The sequence below is a fragment of the Rubrivivax sp. JA1055 genome (genome assembly GCF_020966565.1).
GTDB classification, from domain to species: Bacteria; Pseudomonadota; Gammaproteobacteria; order Burkholderiales; family Burkholderiaceae_C; genus Rubrivivax; species Rubrivivax benzoatilyticus.
The window spans coordinates 469,628-486,740 of the sequence record NZ_JAJKFP010000007.1 but is presented as its reverse complement, the minus strand read 5'-3'; the positions used below and the strand labels follow the sequence as shown (position 1 = coordinate 486,740).

The 17,113-nt window shown below is 72.1% G+C and carries 15 protein-coding genes; 2 read left to right on the top strand and 13 right to left on the bottom strand.

The features are described 5' to 3' along the window. Nucleotides 1–52: 52 nt before the first annotated feature. Nucleotides 53–2,734 carry a bifunctional acetate--CoA ligase family protein/GNAT family N-acetyltransferase gene (locus LOC65_RS18795; protein ID WP_230248693.1) on the top strand — a complete coding sequence of 894 codons (2,682 nt, stop codon included), beginning with the start codon at nucleotides 53–55 and terminating at the stop codon, nucleotides 2,732–2,734. Here the strand turns inward: LOC65_RS18795 and LOC65_RS18790 are convergent. Further along, complete coding sequence (locus LOC65_RS18790) at nucleotides 2,731–3,744, bottom strand: ligase-associated DNA damage response exonuclease (RefSeq protein ID WP_230248692.1); 1,014 nt, start codon at nucleotides 3,742–3,744, stop codon at nucleotides 2,731–2,733. The genes LOC65_RS18795 and LOC65_RS18790 overlap by 4 nt on opposite strands. An 84-nt stretch (nucleotides 3,745–3,828) precedes the next feature. On the opposite strand from LOC65_RS18790, the gene LOC65_RS18785 reads away from it, so the two are divergent. Further along, nucleotides 3,829–4,215, top strand: a complete 387-nt coding sequence (locus tag LOC65_RS18785) for a DUF805 domain-containing protein (protein ID WP_009856652.1) — start codon at nucleotides 3,829–3,831, stop codon at nucleotides 4,213–4,215. Between the two features lies 1 nt (nucleotide 4,216). Here the strand turns inward: LOC65_RS18785 and LOC65_RS18780 are convergent, their stop codons facing one another. The 12 genes from LOC65_RS18780 to LOC65_RS18725 form a co-directional block, all read right to left on the bottom strand. Continuing rightward, complete coding sequence (locus LOC65_RS18780; RefSeq protein WP_230248691.1) at nucleotides 4,217–5,185, bottom strand: dipeptide ABC transporter ATP-binding protein; 969 nt, start codon at nucleotides 5,183–5,185, stop codon at nucleotides 4,217–4,219. Further along, nucleotides 5,182–6,150, bottom strand: a complete 969-nt coding sequence (locus LOC65_RS18775; protein WP_230248690.1) for an ABC transporter ATP-binding protein — start codon at nucleotides 6,148–6,150, stop codon at nucleotides 5,182–5,184. The genes LOC65_RS18780 and LOC65_RS18775 overlap by 4 nt, the downstream gene beginning before the upstream one ends. A gap of 352 nt (nucleotides 6,151–6,502) precedes the next feature. Then, nucleotides 6,503–7,498 carry an ABC transporter permease subunit gene (locus LOC65_RS18770; protein ID WP_230248689.1) on the bottom strand — a complete coding sequence of 332 codons (996 nt, stop codon included), beginning with the start codon at nucleotides 7,496–7,498 and terminating at the stop codon, nucleotides 6,503–6,505. Continuing rightward, complete coding sequence (locus tag LOC65_RS18765) at nucleotides 7,491–8,501, bottom strand: ABC transporter permease subunit (protein ID WP_009856648.1); 1,011 nt, start codon at nucleotides 8,499–8,501, stop codon at nucleotides 7,491–7,493. The genes LOC65_RS18770 and LOC65_RS18765 overlap by 8 nt, the downstream gene beginning before the upstream one ends. A 182-nt stretch (nucleotides 8,502–8,683) precedes the next feature. After that, nucleotides 8,684–10,285 (bottom strand): ABC transporter substrate-binding protein, encoded by a 1,602-nt coding sequence (locus LOC65_RS18760; protein WP_009856647.1) that lies wholly within the window; start codon nucleotides 10,283–10,285, stop codon nucleotides 8,684–8,686. A gap of 108 nt (nucleotides 10,286–10,393) precedes the next feature. After that, nucleotides 10,394–11,671, bottom strand: coding sequence for a cardiolipin synthase ClsB (gene clsB, locus LOC65_RS18755; RefSeq protein WP_230248688.1), 1,278 nt, complete (start codon nucleotides 11,669–11,671; stop codon nucleotides 10,394–10,396). Beyond that, complete coding sequence (locus tag LOC65_RS18750; protein WP_230248687.1) at nucleotides 11,671–12,480, bottom strand: endonuclease/exonuclease/phosphatase family protein; 810 nt, start codon at nucleotides 12,478–12,480, stop codon at nucleotides 11,671–11,673. The genes clsB and LOC65_RS18750 overlap by 1 nt, the downstream gene beginning before the upstream one ends. Then, nucleotides 12,477–12,926, bottom strand: a complete 450-nt coding sequence (gene nudB, locus LOC65_RS18745) for a dihydroneopterin triphosphate diphosphatase (protein ID WP_009856644.1) — start codon at nucleotides 12,924–12,926, stop codon at nucleotides 12,477–12,479. Before nudB ends, LOC65_RS18750 begins: the two co-directional genes overlap by 4 nt. After that, entirely contained in the window at nucleotides 12,923–14,044 is a 1,122-nt protein-coding gene (locus LOC65_RS18740) for a 3-deoxy-7-phosphoheptulonate synthase (protein ID WP_029718654.1), read from the bottom strand. Before LOC65_RS18740 ends, nudB begins: the two co-directional genes overlap by 4 nt. 148 nt (nucleotides 14,045–14,192) lie before the next feature. After that, nucleotides 14,193–15,980, bottom strand: coding sequence for an aspartate--tRNA ligase (gene aspS / locus LOC65_RS18735; protein WP_230248686.1), 1,788 nt, complete (start codon nucleotides 15,978–15,980; stop codon nucleotides 14,193–14,195). A gap of 105 nt (nucleotides 15,981–16,085) precedes the next feature. Then, a complete protein-coding gene (locus LOC65_RS18730) occupies nucleotides 16,086–16,724 on the bottom strand; it encodes a DUF502 domain-containing protein (protein ID WP_230248685.1) in 639 nt (212 codons plus the stop codon). Between the two features lie 19 nt (nucleotides 16,725–16,743). Further along, entirely contained in the window at nucleotides 16,744–17,064 is a 321-nt protein-coding gene (locus tag LOC65_RS18725; RefSeq protein WP_230248684.1) for an FmdB family zinc ribbon protein, read from the bottom strand. Nucleotides 17,065–17,113: the final 49 nt, after the last annotated feature.

Sequence of the window (17,113 nt, the reverse complement as noted above, 5' to 3'; positions counted from 1 at the left end):
CTTTCGGGTTTCGAGTCAACTCTCGCGCTTAGGTTAACCCTAGACTGGGCCCATGAGCACCCGCCACCTGGATTCGTTGTTCGAACCCCGCTCGGTGGCGGTGTTCGGCGCCTCCGATCGCCCTGCCAGCCTCGGGGCCACCGTCTGGGCCAACGCCGCCGGCAGCGGCTTCGAGGGCCCGGTCTGGGCCGTCAACCCGCGCCGGCCGGTGCTGGGCGGCCAGCGCGCCTACGCCCGCGCCGCCGACCTGCCCGAGGCGCCCGAGCTCGCCGTGCTGTGCACGCCGCCGGACACCGTCGCCAAGCTGGTGGCCGAACTCGGCAAACGCGGCACCCGCGCGGCGATCGTGATGACTGCCGGGCTGTCGCCCGAGCAGCGCCGGGCCGTGCAGGACGCCGCCCGCCCGCACCTGCTGCGGGTGCTGGGCCCGGACTGTCTGGGGCTGTTGAACCCGCGGCTCAAGCTCAATGCCAGCTTCGCCCACGTCACCGCGGCACCGGGCACGCTGGCCTTCGTTTCGCAGTCGGGCGCGCTGGTCACGGCGCTGCTGGACTGGGCGGCGGCGCGCGGCGTCGGCTTCTCGCTGTTCGCGTCACTGGGCGAACAGCTCGACGTCGACTTCGGCGACCTGATCGACCACCTCGCCAGCGACGCCCACACACGCGCCATCCTGCTCTACGTCGAGACGGTGACCGACGCGCGCAAGTTCATGTCGGCCGCACGCGCGGCGGCGCGCAACAAGCCGGTGCTGATCGTCAAGGCCGGCCGCACCCAGGCCGGCCAGCGTGCCGCGGCCTCGCACACCGGCGTTCTGGCGACCTCCGACCTGGTCTTCGACGCCGCGATCCGCCGCGCCGGCATGCTGCGTGTGCAGACGCTGCAGGAACTCTTCGCCGCCGCCGAGACGCTGTCGCACCCGCGGCTGTCGCTGCGCGGCCCGGCCGCCGCCGAGCGCGAGCGCCTGACGGTGCTGACCAACGGCGGTGGCGCCGGCGTGCTGGCTGCCGACGCGGCGCAGGCCGCCGAGGTGCCGCTGGCCGAACCCAGCGCCGCGGTCTATGCCGCGCTGGACCGCGTGCTGCCGCCGCGCTGGTCGCGAGCCAATCCGGTGGACATCGTCGGCGACGCGCCGGTGCAGCGTTATGTCGACGCCATCGCCGCGCTGCACACCGACACCTCGCCGGGCACGCTGCTGTTCGTGCACGCGCCGACGGCCATCGTGCCGGCGGTCGAGGTCGCACGCGCGGTGATCCCGGCGCTGCAGCGTTCGCCGCTGCAGCCGATGACCTGCTGGCTCGGCGGCGACGCGGTGCGCGAGGCGCGTGCGCTGTGCCACGCCGCCGGGCTGCCGACCTACGACACGCCCGAGGACGCGGTGCGGGCACTGGGCATGCTGCAGACCTACCGCCGCAACCAGGAGCTGCTGATCCAGACGCCGCCGGCCGCCCCGCCCGAGCCGCTGTGGCATGCCGCCCAGGTGCACGCGCCGATCGACGCCGCGCTCGCCGAAGGCCGCGAGTGGCTGACCGAGCCCGAGGCCAAGGCGGTGCTGGCCGCCGTCGGCGTGCCGGTCGTCGCCACGCACTCGGTCGCGCCCGACCCCGAGGCCGCGGTCGCCGCAGCGCAGGCGCTGGGCTTCCCGGTGGCGCTGAAGATCGTCGCGCCGGAGCTCGGCCACAAGAGCGACATCGGCGGCGTCGCGCTCGACCTCGACGACGCCGCCTCGGTGCGCGACGCCGCCACGGCGATGCTGCGCCGCGTGCGCGAGCGCCAGCCGGGCGCCGCGATCACCGGCTTCTCGGTGCAGACGATGGTGCGCCGCGCGCGTGGGCTGGAGCTGATCGTCGGCGCGACGCTGGACCCGCTGTTCGGCCCGGTGATCCTGTTCGGCGCCGGCGGCACCGCGGTGGAAGTCGTCGCCGACCGCGCCGTCGCGCTGCCGCCGCTGAACCGGCCGCTGGCGCGCGCGCTGGTCGAACGCACGCGTGTCGCCCGGCTGCTGGCCGGCTGGCGCGACGTGCCGGCAGCCGACGTCGACGCCGTCTGCGACGTGCTGGTGCGCGTCTCGCAGCTGCTGGCCGACGAGCCGCGCATCGCCGAACTCGACCTCAACCCGCTGGTCGCCGACGCCCACGGCGTGCTGGCACTCGACGCCCGCATCCGCGTCGACGCGCGTGGCCCCGGCGGCAGCCGGCGCTTCGCGATCCGGCCCTACCCGGCCGACCTCAGCGAAACCGTCGCCTGGCAGGACCGCCAGCTGACGCTGCGCCCGATCCGCCCCGAAGACGAGGAGCAGCATCTCGAGTTCCTGGCCAAGCTGGACCCGAACGACATCCGCATGCGGGTCTTCTACAGCCGGCGCAGCATCGAGCACAGCGAGCTCGCGCGGCTGACGCAGATCGACTACGAGCGCGAGATGGCCTTCCTCGCCACCGCGCCCAAGACCGACGGCCCCGGCGAGGAGACGCTGGGCGTGGTGCGCGCGCTCTGCGACCCGGACAACGTCGAGGCCGAGTTCGGCATCGTCGTGCGGTCGGACATCAAGGGCGGGCGCCTGGGCGAGCGCCTGATGCGCAAGCTGATCGCCTACCTGAAGGCGCGTGGCACGCAGCGCCTGGTGGCCACCGTGCTCAGCGAGAACCGCCGCATGCTGGACCTGGCCGGCCGCCTGGGCTTCGACTACGACGTCGAGCAGCCCGAGCCGGGCACCCGCCGCATCGTGCTGACGCTCTAGGCCGGCTCGTCGTCGCTGGCGCCGTACTCGGTGCGCAAGCCGCCGGCGTCCAGCCCCTGCTCGCAAAGCCAGCGCACCATCACCGCCTCGTCGCCGTGCGTGACGATGATGCGTTCGGCGCCGGTGGCGACGATGGCGCGCTGCAGCCCCGGCCAGTCGGCATGGTCGCTGAGCACGAAACCGCGGTCCACGCCCTGGCGCCGGCGTGCGCCGCGCAGCTGCATCCAGCCGCTGGCGAAAGCGTCGGAGCAGTCGCCCAGCCGGCGCGCCCAGGCGCTGCCGCGCACCGCCGGCGGCGCGACGACCAGCGCCCGCGACAGTGCCGCCTTGTCGAGCGTGTCGATCGCCTGCGTGGCCGGCAGCGCGACACCGGCGGCGCGGTAGGCCTCGTTGACCGACTCGACCGCGCCGTGGGCGACGATGGGCCCGATCGACGCGTCGACGCCGGCCAGCAGGCGCTGCGCCTTGCCGAAGCTGTAGCCCAGCAGCAGGCTGGCGCGCCCGGCCTCGGCGTTGGCGCGCCACCAGGCGTCGATCTCGGCGAAGACCTCGGCCTGGCGCCGCCAGCGGTAGATCGGCAGGCCGAAGGTGCTCTCGGTGATGAAGCAGTGGCAGCGCTGCGGCTCGAACGGCGGGCAGGTCGGGTTGCGCTCGTCGGCGTGGGCGCTGGCGTAGTAGTCGCCCGAGGCCACCCAGACCCGGCCGCGGTGCTCCAGCCGCACCTGGGCCGAGCCGAGCACGTGGCCGGCCGGGTGCAGGCTGACACGCACGCCGCCGACGTGGACGGCTTCGCCCCAGGCCAGCGTCTGCAGGTTGATGTCGCCCAGGCGCGCGCGCAGCACGCCGGCGCCGTCGGCCTGCGCCAGGTAGGCGCCGTGGCCGCGGCGCGCGTGGTCGGCATGGGCGTGGGTGATGACCGCGCGCGCCACCGGCCGCCAGGGGTCGACGTGGAAGTCTCCGGCCGGGCAGTACAGACCTTCGGGGCGCTGGACGAGCAGGTCCCCGTTCATCGGCACAGCGCCGCGGCCGGCGTGGTGTCGTGCGGGCGCCGCGCTGCGGCGCCGGCCGCGGCCCGGCCCGACGACAATCGACTCATGAGCGGCCCCCGAGAACTCCGTCTGCTGGACGACGACGATAGCGCCAACCCGCTGCGCGTGATGCTGGACCCGCGCGGGCGCGTCTCGCGCCGCACCTTCTGGCTGTACGGCGTCGTCGCGCTCGGCGGCCTGGGGCTGCTGGGGCGCGCGCTGCTGGACATCGCGCGCATCGAGGCCGAGCACCGCGACGCGCTCCTGAACATGCTGCTCGTCTGGCCCGGCATCGCCGTCTCGGCCAAACGCTGGCGGGACCGCAACCGCTCGGGCTGGTGGGTCGCCGTCGGCCTGATCCCGGTGATCGGCCAGCTCTGGATGCTGCTGGACAACGGCTTCGTGCGCGGCACGGCGGGCGCGAACCGCTTCGGCCCGCCGCCCGTGCGCTGACTCAGCGCCCTGCCTCGCGCAGCCAGCAGGCCACGCGCCGCCCCGCCACCTCGGCCAGCGCCGGGCGCTCGCCGGCGCAGCGCGGCTCGGCGATCGGGCAGCGCGCGTGGAAGGCGCAGCCGGCCGGCGGCGACAGCGGCGACGGCAGTTCGCCGGCCAGCACGATGCGCTGGCGGCGCGCCGCCGGGTCGACGGTCGGCGTGGCCGACAGCAGGGCCTGCGTGTAGGGGTGCTGCGGCGCGTCGAACAGCGCGTCGCGAGCGCCCTGCTCCACCGCGCGGCCGAGGTACATGACCATCACCTCGTCGGCCATGTGGCGCACGACGCCCAGGTCGTGCGAGATGAAGACGTAGGCCACACCGAGCTCGGCCTGCAGGTCGGCCAGCAGGTTGAGCACCTGGGCGCGCACCGAGACGTCGAGCGCCGAGACCGGCTCGTCGAGCACCAGCACGCGCGGGCGCAGCATCAGCGCGCGCGCGATCGCGATGCGCTGGCGCTGGCCGCCGCTGAACATGTGCGGCCAGCGGCCGTAGTGCTCGTCGCGCAGGCCGACGCGGCGCAGCATCTCGCGCGCCGCCGCCTCGCGCGACGCGGCGTCGCCCTCGCCCTGCACCTCGAGCGGCTCGGTCAGCGCGGCGCCCACCGTCTGGCGCGGGTTCAGCGAGCCGTAGGGGTTCTGGAAGACGATCTGCACCGCGCGGCGCAGCGCCCGGCGGCGCTCGGCGTCGGCGCCGGCGACGTCCTGGCCGTCGACCAGCAGCCGGCCGCCCGAGGGCGGCTCGATCATCGTCAGCACGCGCGCCAGCGTGCTCTTGCCGCAGCCCGACTCGCCGACCACGGCCAGCGTGCGCCCGGCCTCGACGGCGAACGAGACGCCGGCCAGCGCGTGCACGACACCCGGCTTGGCGAACAGCCCGCGGCGCAGCTCGTAGCGGCGCTGCAGGTCCTCGGCGACCAGCACGGCGCTCACGTCGGCACTCCTCGGATCAACGGAAAGTGGCACAGCGCGCGGCCCAGTTCGTCGGCCGCCGGGCCCGGCGGCGTCGCGCAGCGCGGCTGGGCGTGCGGGCAGCGCGGCGCGAACAGACAGCCTGCCGGGCGGTCGAACTGGCCCGGCACGACGCCGGGGATGGCCGCCAGGCGTTCGCCGACGGCACGCTCGGGCAGCGCCGCCAGCAGCGCCGCGGTGTAGGGGTGGTGCGGGTCGGCGAACAAGGCGTCGACCGGCGCCGTCTCGACCTGGCGCCCGGCGTACTGCACGACGACGCGGTCGGCGGTCTCGGCGACGACGCCCAGGTCGTGCGTGATCAGCACCAGCGCCATGCCGGTGTCGCGCTGCAGCGCCAGCAGCAGGTCCAGGATCTGGGCCTGGATCGTCACGTCCAGCGCGGTGGTCGGCTCGTCGGCGATCAGCAGCCGCGGCTGGCAGGCCAGAGCCATCGCGATCATCACGCGCTGGCACATGCCGCCCGAGAGCTGGTGCGGGAAGGCCGAGGCGCGGCGCGCGGCGTCGGGGATGCCGACCTGCTCCAGCAGTTCGACGACGCGCCGCTTGCGCGCCGCACGGTCCAGCCCGAGGTGCGTGGCCAGCGCCTCGCCGACCTGCCAGCCGACCGTGAAACACGGGTTCAGCGAGGACATCGGCTCCTGGAAGACCATCGCGACGTCGCGGCCGACCAGCGCGCGGCGCTGCCTGGCGCTCAGCGTGCGCAGGTCCTGGCCGTCAAAGGCCATACGGTCAGCGGTGACGGTGGCCGTCCACGGCAGCAGGCCCATCACGGCCAGCATCGCCACCGACTTGCCCGAGCCCGACTCGCCGACCACGGCCAGCACCTCGTCGCGCTCGACGACGAGGTCGATGCCGTCGACGGCGGTGAAAGCGCCGTGGCGCGTCGCGAAGCGCACACGCAGGTTGCGGATGTCGAGGAGGCTCATGAGCTGTGGTTCGGCAGGATTCGCACGCACAGCGGCGGGCGGATCGGGCGGCAGCCGCCGGGGGTTCCGCCTCGGCGGTCGGCCCTGCGGGCCGACTTCGCTGCGCTGCTCGGCTTCGCGGTCGCGCGGCCCAACTCGCTGCGCTCACTGCGTGAGCTCCGCTCAAACAGTCGGCCGCGAGTCAGATCACGATGCGCGCTGACGCGCGCCGACCGCGAAGCCTGCGCTGCTCGCCGCCTCCAGTCACCCCCGACGGCTGCCGCCCGCTCCGCCTGCACACGACAGTGGAACGCCGCCCGGCGCACCAACGCTGGACGCCGGCGCACGTGTTCCAAGGACACAGCCCCGCCCATCACGACCGCCTCATCTTCGGATCGAGCGCGTCGCGCAGCCCGTCGCCCATCAGGTTGATCGACACGACGGTGATCAGGATCGCCAGGCCGGGCAGCGTCACCATCCAGGGGTCGGAGCGGATGAACTCGCGTGCGTCGGCGAGCATCGTGCCCCACTCGGCGGTCGGCGGCTGCGCGCCCAGGCCGAGGAAACCCAGCGCGGCGGCCTCGAGGATCGCGTCGCTGACGCCGAGTGCCGCCTGCACGATCAGCGGCGACAGGCAGTTGGGCAGCACGGTGCGGAACATCAGCCGCACCGGGCCGACGCCGGCCACGCGCGCGGCGACGACGTAGTCCTTGCCGAGCTCGGCCAGCGCCGAGGCGCGCACCAGGCGCACGTAGCGCGGCAGGTAGACGATGGTCACCGCGACGATGGTGTTGACCAGGTTGGGCCCGAGCACCGCGACGACCAGGATCGCCAGCACCAGGCTGGGCACGGCCATGATCAGGTCCATCAGCCGCGTCACCGCGGTGTCCACCGCCAGCCCCAGCGGGCCCTTGAAGGACACGCAGGCCAGGCCCAGCAGCACGCCGAGCACGAAGGACACGCCCATCACCGCCAGGCCGATGAACAGCGACACGCGTGCGCCGTGGATCAGCCGCGACAGCATGTCGCGGCCCAGGCTGTCGGTGCCGAAGACGAACTGCGCGCTGCCGCCCTCGGCCCACATCGGCGGCATCCGCACCGCCTCGCGGAACTGCTCGGTCGGCGAGTACGGCGCGATGACGTCGGCGCCCAGCGCCAGCAGCACGACGAAGGCGACGACGACCAGGCCCGCCACAGCGCCGCGGTTCTCGCGGAACGCGGCCCAGAAGGCGCGCAGCGGCGACAGCTCGGCGACGGGTTGGGCGGAAACCGTTGCGATCTCAGCCTTGCAGGCCGCGTCGGGCCGGTGGCCCGACCCTTCGACCGGCGAGGCCGGCCCACCGGGCCGTCCACGTCCGTTCTCAGCCATGCCGGATCCTCGGGTTCAGCAGCCCGTAGGCCAGGTCGACGAGCAGGTTGACGCCGATGACGACCGCCGAGATCAGCATCACCCCGCCCTGCAGCGCCGGGTAGTCGCGGCGCGAGATCGACTCGATCAGCCACTTGCCGACGCCGGGCCAGGAGAAGATCGTCTCGGTCAGCACCGCGCCGGCCATCAGCGTGCCGACCTGCAGGCCGACGATGGTGACCACCGGGATCATCGCGTTGCGCAAGGCGTGCAGCCCGACGACACGCCACGGCGGCAGGCCCTTGGCGCGTGCGGTGCGCACGTAGTCCTCGCCCAGCACCTCCAGCATCGCCGAGCGGGTCATGCGCGCGATGACCGCCAGCGGGATCGTGCCGAGCACGATGGCCGGCAGCACCAGGTGGTGCAGCGCGTCCTTCACCGCGCCCTCCTGGCCCGACAGCCAGGCGTCGATGACCATGAAGCCGGTCACCGGCTCGAAGTAGAACTGGATCAGGTCGATGCGCCCGGACACCGGGGTCAGGCCCCAGCGCTCGGCGACGAACATGATCAGCAGCAGGCCCCACCAGAAGATCGGCATCGAGTAGCCGGTCACCGACAGGCCCATCAGCACCTGGTCGTAGACGCTGCCGCGGCGCGCCGCGGCGATGGTGCCGGCCGGGATGCCCAGCAGCACCGCCAGCAGCATGCCAGCGGCGGCCAGTTCCAGCGTCGCCGGGAACAGCGCCGCGAACTCGGTCAGCACCTTCTGGTTGGTCGCCAGCGAGGTGCCGAAGTCGCCCTGCAGCAGCTGGCCGCAGTAGTCGAGGAACTGCTTCCAGACCGGCTGGTCGAGGCCCAGCTCGTGGCGGAACATCGCCAGCCGCTCGGGGCTGATGCCGCGTTCGCCGACCCGCACCTCGACCGGATCGCCCGGCACCAGGCGGATCGCGACGAAGGTCACGAACATCAGCGCGACGAAAGTCGGCACCGTCAGCGCCAGGCGGCGCAGGAGGAAACGGAACATTCCGGAATCTCAGCCGGCAAACGGCGCGGATGCCTGCCGACCAGCCGCCATGCCCCCCCGGGGACCGGTCGCCGCAGGCGACCAGGGGGAGCGGCGGTGGAAGACGGGCCGAACCCGATCCGGGTCTCCCGGTCGGGTTCGGAGCCCCCTCGGGGGGCGGCCGCCAGACGGCCGGGGGCTCATCACTTCAGGCTCACGCCGGTGAACTCGTGCGAGCCGAACGGGCTCTGCTTGAAGCCCGTGACCTCCTTGCGCATCACCTCGTAGACCACCGAGTGCGCGATCTTCATGTCGGGCACCTCGGCGGCCTCGATGGCCTGCATCTCCTGGTACAGCTTCAGGCGCGCCTTCTGGTCGGCCATCGTGCGCGCCTTCTCCAGCCGGTCGTCGAAGTCCTTGTTGCACCACTTGCTGAGGTTCTGGCCGCCGGCACGCGCGGCGTCGCAGCCGTGCAGGAAGAAGAAGTTGTCGGGGTCGCCGTTGTCGCCGGTCCAGCCCAGCATGCCGGTCATGTGCTCGCCCTGCTGCATGCGCTTGCGGTACTCGCCCCACTCGTAGGTGACGAGCTTGGCGTTGACGCCGATCTTGGCCAGGTCGGCCTGCATCATCTCGGCGATGCGCTTGGAGTTCGGGTTGTAGGGCCGCTGCACCGGCATGTACCAGAGGTCGATCTCCAGCGGCGTCTTCACGCCGGCCTTGGCCAGCAGCGCCTTGGCCTGGGCCGGGTCGTGCGGGATGGCCTTGGTCTTGTCGTCGTAGGCCCACATCGTCGGCGGGATCAGGTTCTTGGCCGCCTGGCCGGCGCCGAGATAGACGTCGCGGATGATCGCGGCCTTGTCGATCGCCATGTTGAAGGCCAGGCGCACGTCCTTCTTGTCGAACGGCGGCTTCTGGTGGTTGAAGGCCCAGTAGGCGATGTTCAGGCCCGGCTTGCTGATGACCTGCAGCTTCGGGTCCTTCTGCATCTCGGGCAGGTCGGCCGGCCGCGGCGCGATGACGAAGTGGCACTCGCCGGCCTTGAGCTTGCTGTAGCGCGCCGTCGGGTCCGGCGTGATCGCGAACACCAGGCTGTCGACCATCGCCTTCTCGGCGCCCCAGTAGGCCGGATTCGCCTTGTAGCGGATCACCGCGTCCTTCTGGTAGGCGACGAAGCTGAACGGCCCGGTGCCCACCGGCACCTGGTCGAACTGCTCCTTGCGGTTGGCCTTGGCGAGGAAGTCGGCGTACTCGGCGGAGTGGATGGCGGCGAAGTCCATCGCCAGGTTGGCGAGCATCGTCACGTTCGGGCGCTTCAGCGTGATGCGCACCGTGTACGGGTCCAGCTTCTCCAGCGCCTGGAGATCCTGCGCCAGGCCCATGTCGGCGAAGTAGTCGTACTTGCCGCCCGAGACCTTGGCGTAGGGGTGCTCGGCCTTCCACTGGCGCTCGAACGAGAACAGCACGTCGTCGGCGTTGAACTCGCGTGTCGGCGTGAAGCCGTTGACGCCGGCGTGGAACTTGACGCCCTTGCGCAGCTTGAAGGTGAAGACCTTGGCGTCGGGCGACACCGTCCAGCTCTCGGCCAGGCCCGGCTCGACCTCGGTGCTGCCGCGCACGAAGTGCGTCAGCCGGTCGTAGACCGGACGTGCGGCGTCGAAGCTGGTGCCGGTGGTGTTGAGCGCCGGGGTGAAGTTCTCCGGCGAACCTTCGGAGCAGTAGACCAGGGTCTTGGCCTGGGCCGCGGCGCCGAAGGCGAGCAGCGCGGCGGCGGCGACGGCGAGACGGACGGACGGGAGTCGGGTCATCGAAGAGTCCTCCTGTGGGGTGCGGGCGATGCTAAACACTTCGGGCGCGGCATCGGTTGCCGCGCATGCAGGCGCGGAGGCGCCGGCGTCCGGTCCGCGCCACGGCCTTCAGTAGCGCCCGCCGATGCCGGCCAGCCGCAGGTAGACGCCGGCGCACCAGGCGACGAAACCGCGGTGCAGCCAGCTGCGCCAGCCACGCCCGGCGGGCTGGGTCTTGACCTCGTGCGAGGCCTCGATCGCGTTGTCCAGCCGGTCGGCCAGCGCCCGCGCGAACAGCGGGTCGCGCACGACGACGTTGGCCTCCAGGTTCAGCAGCAGCGACAGCGGGTCGATGTTGGAGCTGCCGACCGTCGCCCAGTCGTCGTCGACGACCGCCACCTTGGCGTGCAGGAAGGCCGGCGTGTACTCGTAGATGCGCACGCCGTGGGCGCGCAGCTCGTCGTACAGCGCACGCGCGGCCAGCGCCGCGATGCGGTAGTCGATCTTGCCCTGCAGCAGCAGGCGCACGCGCACGCCGCGCGCGGCGGCGCGGCGCAGCGCGCGGCGGAAGGTCTGGCCCGGGTAGAAGTACGGCACCGCGATGTCGACCCGCTCGCGCGCGCCGCGGATCGCCTCGACGTAGCTGCGTTCGATGGCGCGGCGCTGGCGCAGGTTGTCGCGCACGACGAAGGCCGCACGCACCGGCTCGCCGCCGTCGTCGCCGGGCACCGGCTGCGGCCGCGCACGCAGCTGGCGCAGCAGCTGCACGGTCCGCTCGACCGGCGCCGAGCTGCGCGCCAGCGCCCGCAGCTCCTCGCCCCAGAAGTGGCCGAGGTGGGCGCGGGCCCACATCGCGCGGGCGGTGTCGCGCACCTGCCGGGCGATCGGGCCGCGCAGCTCGACGGCATAGTCCAGCCGCGGCGCGTCGCCCCAGCCGTGGTGCAGGTCGTGACGGTCGTCGATCAGGTTGATGCCGCCGACGTAGGCGATGTCAGCATCGACGACACACAGCTTCTGATGCAGGCGCCGCAACTGCCCCGGCTGCAGCCAGGCCCACCAGCGGTCCAGCGGGCGGAAGACCTCCAGCCGCACGCCACCGGGCAGCAGCCACTCGCGCAGCGTGGCCATGGTCTGCAGCGAACCGAAGCCGTCGACGACGACGTGGACCTCGACGCCGCGCCCGGCGGCCGCCGACAGCGCCGCGGCCACGGCCCGCGCGGCATCGTCGGAATGGAAGATGTAGGTCGCCAGCCAGACCTCGTGGCGCGCGGCGTCGATGGCCTCGACCATGCGCGGGAACAGCTCGTCGCCGCCCTGCAGCAGGCGCACGTCGTTGCCGCCGACGAACCGTGGCCGGGGCACCCCCGACCAGGCCCAGGCCGAGGGATCGTCCAGCGGCAGCGGCATCAGGCCGGCTCCAGTTCCGCGACCAGCGGCAGGTGGTCGGACATGCGCGCCCAGGCCATGCCGCGCGGCACCATCGTCGAGACGCAGCGCAGGCCGCGCAGGTAGAAGCGGTCGAGCGCGAACACCGGCGCCAGCGACGGGAAGGTCAGGCGCTGCTGGCGCGTGGACTCGGGCGCGAAGGCGCGCTGCAGGCCGACCGTCGCCATCGGCGAGTCCAGGCGCTCGCCCCAGTCGTTGAAGTCGCCGGCGACGATCAGCATCTCGCCGGGCGGCACGGTCGCGTCGATGAACTCGGCCAGCCGCGCGACCTGGCGCAGCCGGCTGGCGTGCACCAGGCCGAAGTGGGCGACGACGGCATGCACCGTCATGCCCTGCCACTGCACCGGCACGTGCAGCAGGCCGCGCTGCTCGAAGCGGTGGTCGCTGACGTCGTGGTGGCCGATGTCGCCGATCGGCCAGCGCGACAGCAGCGCGTTGCCGTGTTCGCCATGGCGCGTGATGGCGTTGGTGCGGTAGGCGACGTCGTAGCCCTCGGGAGCGAGGAACTCGGCCTGGCCCTGCTCGGGCCAGCCGAAGGAGGTGCGCTGGAAACGCCGCGACTCGCGCGTGTTGAACAGCCGCACTTCCTGCAGGAAGACCATGTCGGCGTCGAATGACTCGACCGCCAGCCCCAGGTTGTGGATCTCCAGCCGCTTGCCGCGGCCGACGCCGCGCACGCCCTTGTGGATGTTGTAGGTGGCGACACGCAGCGCCTCCAGCCCGGTGGCCGGGGGCATCAGCGTCGACTGCAGCGGGTTCAGCCGGTTCACGCGAAGGTCACGAAACGTGGCAGTTGCAGTATCGCCTCGGCGTTGCTGGGCGAGAAGCAGCGGTCGGCGGCTTCTCGCCACGGCAGCCAGCATGCGTCGCGGTGTTCACGCGGGTTCAGGATGACCGTCGTGTCCGCAGGCACGGTGAGGCCGAAGACGTGCTCGGTGTTGTGCGTGACGCCCGGCGCGTAGCGGTGGCGCCACACCGGGTAGATCTCGTAGACGTTGGAGAGCTGCCAGTCGACGAGTTCGCCACCGGTGATGCCGGTCTCCTCGGCGACCTCGCGCCGCGCCGCGGCCTCCAGCGGCTCGCCGTCGAAGTCGATGGAGCCGGTGACGCTCTGCCAGAAGCCGGCCGGCTGGGCGCGCTCGATCAGCAGCACCTGGCCGTCGAGCCGGTGGATGACCACCAGCACCGACACCGGGATCTTGGGCGGGCGCGTCATCGTGCGCGACGCGCGCGCACGGCCTCGGCGAGGCCGCGCAGCAGCGGCACGGTGTCGTCCCAGCCCAGGCAGGCGTCGGTGATCGACACGCCATGGGCCAGCGGGCAGCCCGGCGTCTGGTCCTGGCGGCCTTCGTGCAGATGGCTCTCGACCATCACGCCGACGATGCGGCGGTCGCCACCGGCGATCTGGCGGCCGACGTCGGCGGCGACCTCGATCTGGCGCCGCGGCTGCTTGGCCGAGTTGGCGTGCGAGCAGTCGATCATCACCTGCTCGCGCAGCCCGGCGCGGCGCAGCACGGCGCAGGCCGTTTGCACGGCGTCGGCGTCGAAGTTGGGCACCTTGCCGCCGCGCAGGATGACGTGGCCGTCGGGGTTGCCGCGCGTCTCGAAGATCGCCGCGACACCCATCTTGGTCATGCCCATGAAGCTGTGCGGCGCGCTGGCGGCCATCAGCGCGTCGGCGGCGACCTGCACGCCGCCGTCGGTGCCGTTCTTGAAGCCCACCGGGCACGACAGGCCGCTGGCGAGCTGGCGGTGGCTCTGGCTCTCGGTGGTGCGGGCGCCGATCGCGCCCCAGGCGATGAGGTCGGCCAGGTACTGCGGCGACAGCAGGTCCAGGAACTCGGTGGCCGCCGGCAGGCCCAGCGCGCTGACGTCCAGCAGCAGCTCGCGCGCGCGGCGCAGGCCTTCGTTGATGCGGAAGCTGCCGTCCAGGCGCGGGTCGTTGACGAAGCCCTTCCAGCCCACCGTCGTGCGCGGCTTCTCGAAGTAGACGCGCATCACCATGACGATCTCGCCGGCCAGCTCGTCGGCCAGCGGCTTCAGGCGCCGCGCGTACTCCATCGCGGCCTCGTAGTCGTGGATCGAACACGGCCCGACGACGGCGACGAGGCGGTCGTCGCGGCCGTGCAGCACCTCGCCGATGGCGCGCCGGGCGCCGTCGACGACGGTCTGCACGGCGGCGGTGGCCGGCAGCTCGTCGAGCAGCACGGCCGGCGAGACCAGCGCGCGCACGGCGGCGATGCGGGTGTCGTCGGTGCGGGTGCTGTCCTGCGTGGCGGGGTCGCGCGGGCCGGCCTCGTGGTCGTGCACGGCGGAGTCTGGAGCGGTGGTCATCGGCGGGCGTCCTGGTGCCGCGGCGGGCGGCAGCGATGCGCCGCCGGGGGCGCCGCAGTATAGCCAGCGCCCCCGGCCGGGCCGGGCCGCAAGGCCGGCCAGAAAAAAGCGGCCCCAAGGGCCGCTTCTTCGTTCAGGCCGCGAGACCTCAGGCCTGCACCGGGTTGCGCAGGCGGATGTGCAGCTCGCGCAGCTGGGCTTCGTCGACGTTGCTCGGCGCGCCGGTCAGCAGGCACTGGGCGCGCTGGGTCTTCGGGAAGGCGATGACGTCGCGGATCGACTCGGCCTTGGTCATCAGCGTGACCAGGCGGTCCAGGCCGAAGGCCAGGCCGCCGTGCGGCGGCGCGCCGTACTGCAGCGCGTCGAGCAGGAAGCCGAACTTCACCTTGGCGTCCTCGGCGCTGATGTTCAGCGCCTTGAAGACCTTGCTCTGCACCTCGGCGCGGTGGATGCGCACCGAGCCGCCGCCGAGCTCCCAGCCGTTGAGCACCATGTCGTAGGCCTTGGCGACGCAGGCGCCCGGGTCGGTGTCCATCAGGTCCTCGTGCCCGTCCTTGGGCGCGGTGAACGGGTGGTGCACCGCGTTCCAGCGGCCGGCCTCGTCGTCGTGCTCGAACATCGGGAAGTCGACGACCCACAGCGGCGCCCACTTGTCCTCGAACAGCCCGTGCGTGCGGCCGAACTCGCTGTGGCCGATCTTCACGCGCAGCGCGCCGAGCGCGTCGTCGACGACCTTGCGCTTGTCGGCGCCGAAGAAGATCAGGTCGCCGGCGGCGGCGCCGGTGCGCTTGAGGATCTCCTCGAGCGCCGCGTCGTGCAGGTTCTTGACGATCGGGCTCTGCAGGCCTTCACGGCCCTTGGCGAGGTCGTTGACCTTGATCCACGCGAGGCCCTTGGCGCCGTAGATCTTGACGAACTCGGTGTAGGCGTCGATCTCGCTGCGGCTCATCTCGGCGCCGCCGGGGATGCGCAGCGCCGCGACGCGGCCGCCCTTCATCGTCGCCGGGCCGGCGAAGACCTTGAAGTCCACCGTCTTCATCACGTCGGTCAGCTCGGTGAACTCGAGCTTGACGCGCAGGTCGGGCTTGTCCGAGCCGTAGCGATGCATCGCCTCGGCGTAGGTCAGCCGCTCGTAGACCGGCAGCTCGACGCCCAGCGCGTTGCGGAAGACACGACGCACCATGCCTTCGGTGATCTCGCGGATCTGCTCCTCGCCGAGGAACGAGGTCTCGATGTCGATCTGCGTGAACTCGGGCTGGCGGTCGGCGCGCAGGTCCTCGTCGCGGAAGCACTTGGTGATCTGGTAGTAGCGGTCGAAGCCCGCGACCATCAGCAGCTGCTTGAAGAGCTGGGGCGACTGCGGCAGCGCGAAGAACATGCCGTCGTGCACGCGGCTGGGCACGAGGTAGTCGCGTGCGCCTTCGGGCGTGCTCTTGGTCAGCATCGGCGTCTCGATGTCGACGAAGCCCTGCTCGTCGAGGTACTTGCGCACCTCCATCGCGACGCGGTAGCGCAGCATCAGGTTTTTCTGCATCGTCGGGCGGCGCAGGTCCAGCACGCGGTGCGTCAAGCGCACCGTCTCCGACAGGTTGTCGTCGTCGAGCTGGAACGGCGGCGTGACGCTGGGGTTCAGCACCTCGAGCTCGTAGGCCAGGACCTCGATCTTGCCGCTGGTGAGGTTGGCGTTCTCGGTGCCGGCCGGACGCGCGCGCACCTTGCCGACGACCTTCAGGCAGAACTCGTTGCGCACGCCTTCGGCGGCCTTGAACATCTCGGGGCGGTCGGGGTCGCAGACGATCTGCACGAGGCCTTCACGGTCGCGCAGGTCGATGAAGATCACGCCGCCGTGGTCGCGGCGACGGTGGGCCCAGCCCATCAGGGTCACGGTCTGGTCCATCAGCGTTTCGCTGACCAGGCCGCAGTACGTCGTTCTCATCGGGACACTCCAGGTATTCGGGGAATTCTTCGGGGAATCGGGTGGCGTCGTGGCGGGGCGGCGAACGCCCTCAGGACCGGCCGCGTGCCGCGGTGGCCGGCCCCGTCAATTTCGCAGCGCGGGCGGCTCGGTGCCGGGCGGGGCGACGACGCCCATCGAGATCACGTACTTCAGCGCCTCGTCGACGCTCATCTTCAGCTCGTGCACGTCGGCACGCGGCACCATCAGGAAAAAGCCCGAGGTCGGGTTCGGCGTCGTCGGCACGTAGACGCTGACGAAGTCGCCCGGCAGGTGGCTGGCGACCTCGCCGCCGGGCTTGCCGGTGACGAAGGCGATGGTCCACGAGCCCTGGCGCGGGTACTGCACCAGCACCGCCTCGCGGAAGGCGTTGCCGCTGGACGAGAACAGCGTGTCCGAGACCTGCTTGACCGAGCTGTAGATCGACTTGACGATCGGGATGCGCACCATCAGCGTATCCCACTGGCGCAGCCACCACTGGCCGACGAAGTTGGCGGCGAACACGCCCGACAGCAGCAGCACGGCAAGCACGACGGCCACGCCGAGGCCGGGCACGCCGCGCAGGAACTCGACGGTCTCGTGGGTGGACTGCGGCAGCACGACCTGCGCCGCCGACAGCAGGCTGACGAAGACGCCGTCGAGCGCGCCCAGCAGCCACGACAGAACCCAGATCGTGACCGTCAGCGGCAGCCAGACCAGCAGGCCGGCGACGAAGTACTTTTTCACGGGTGGCTTTCGCGCGCCTTCAGCTGCCCGCCGACGGCGTGGGGGTGGGCGCGGGCGCCGGGGCCGCGGCAGGGGCCTCGGCCGGCTTGTCGGCCGGCTTGGCCGCGGTGTCGGCCGGTGCGCTCTCGGTCTTGGTGCTGCCGGCCTTGCCGGCGTCGCCGCCGCGGAAATCGGTGACGTACCAGCCCGAGCCCTTCAACTGGAAACCCGCGGCGGTGACCTGTTTCTGGAAGGCCTCGGCGCCGCACGCCGGGCAGACCGTCAGCAGCGGATCGGAGATCTTCTGCAGCACGTCCCGGGCGTGCCCGCAGGCAGCGCAGCGGTACGCATAGATCGGCATGGCTAAACCCTTGATTTGAAAAGCAAAGCGTGAATTCTAACGTTTCGGC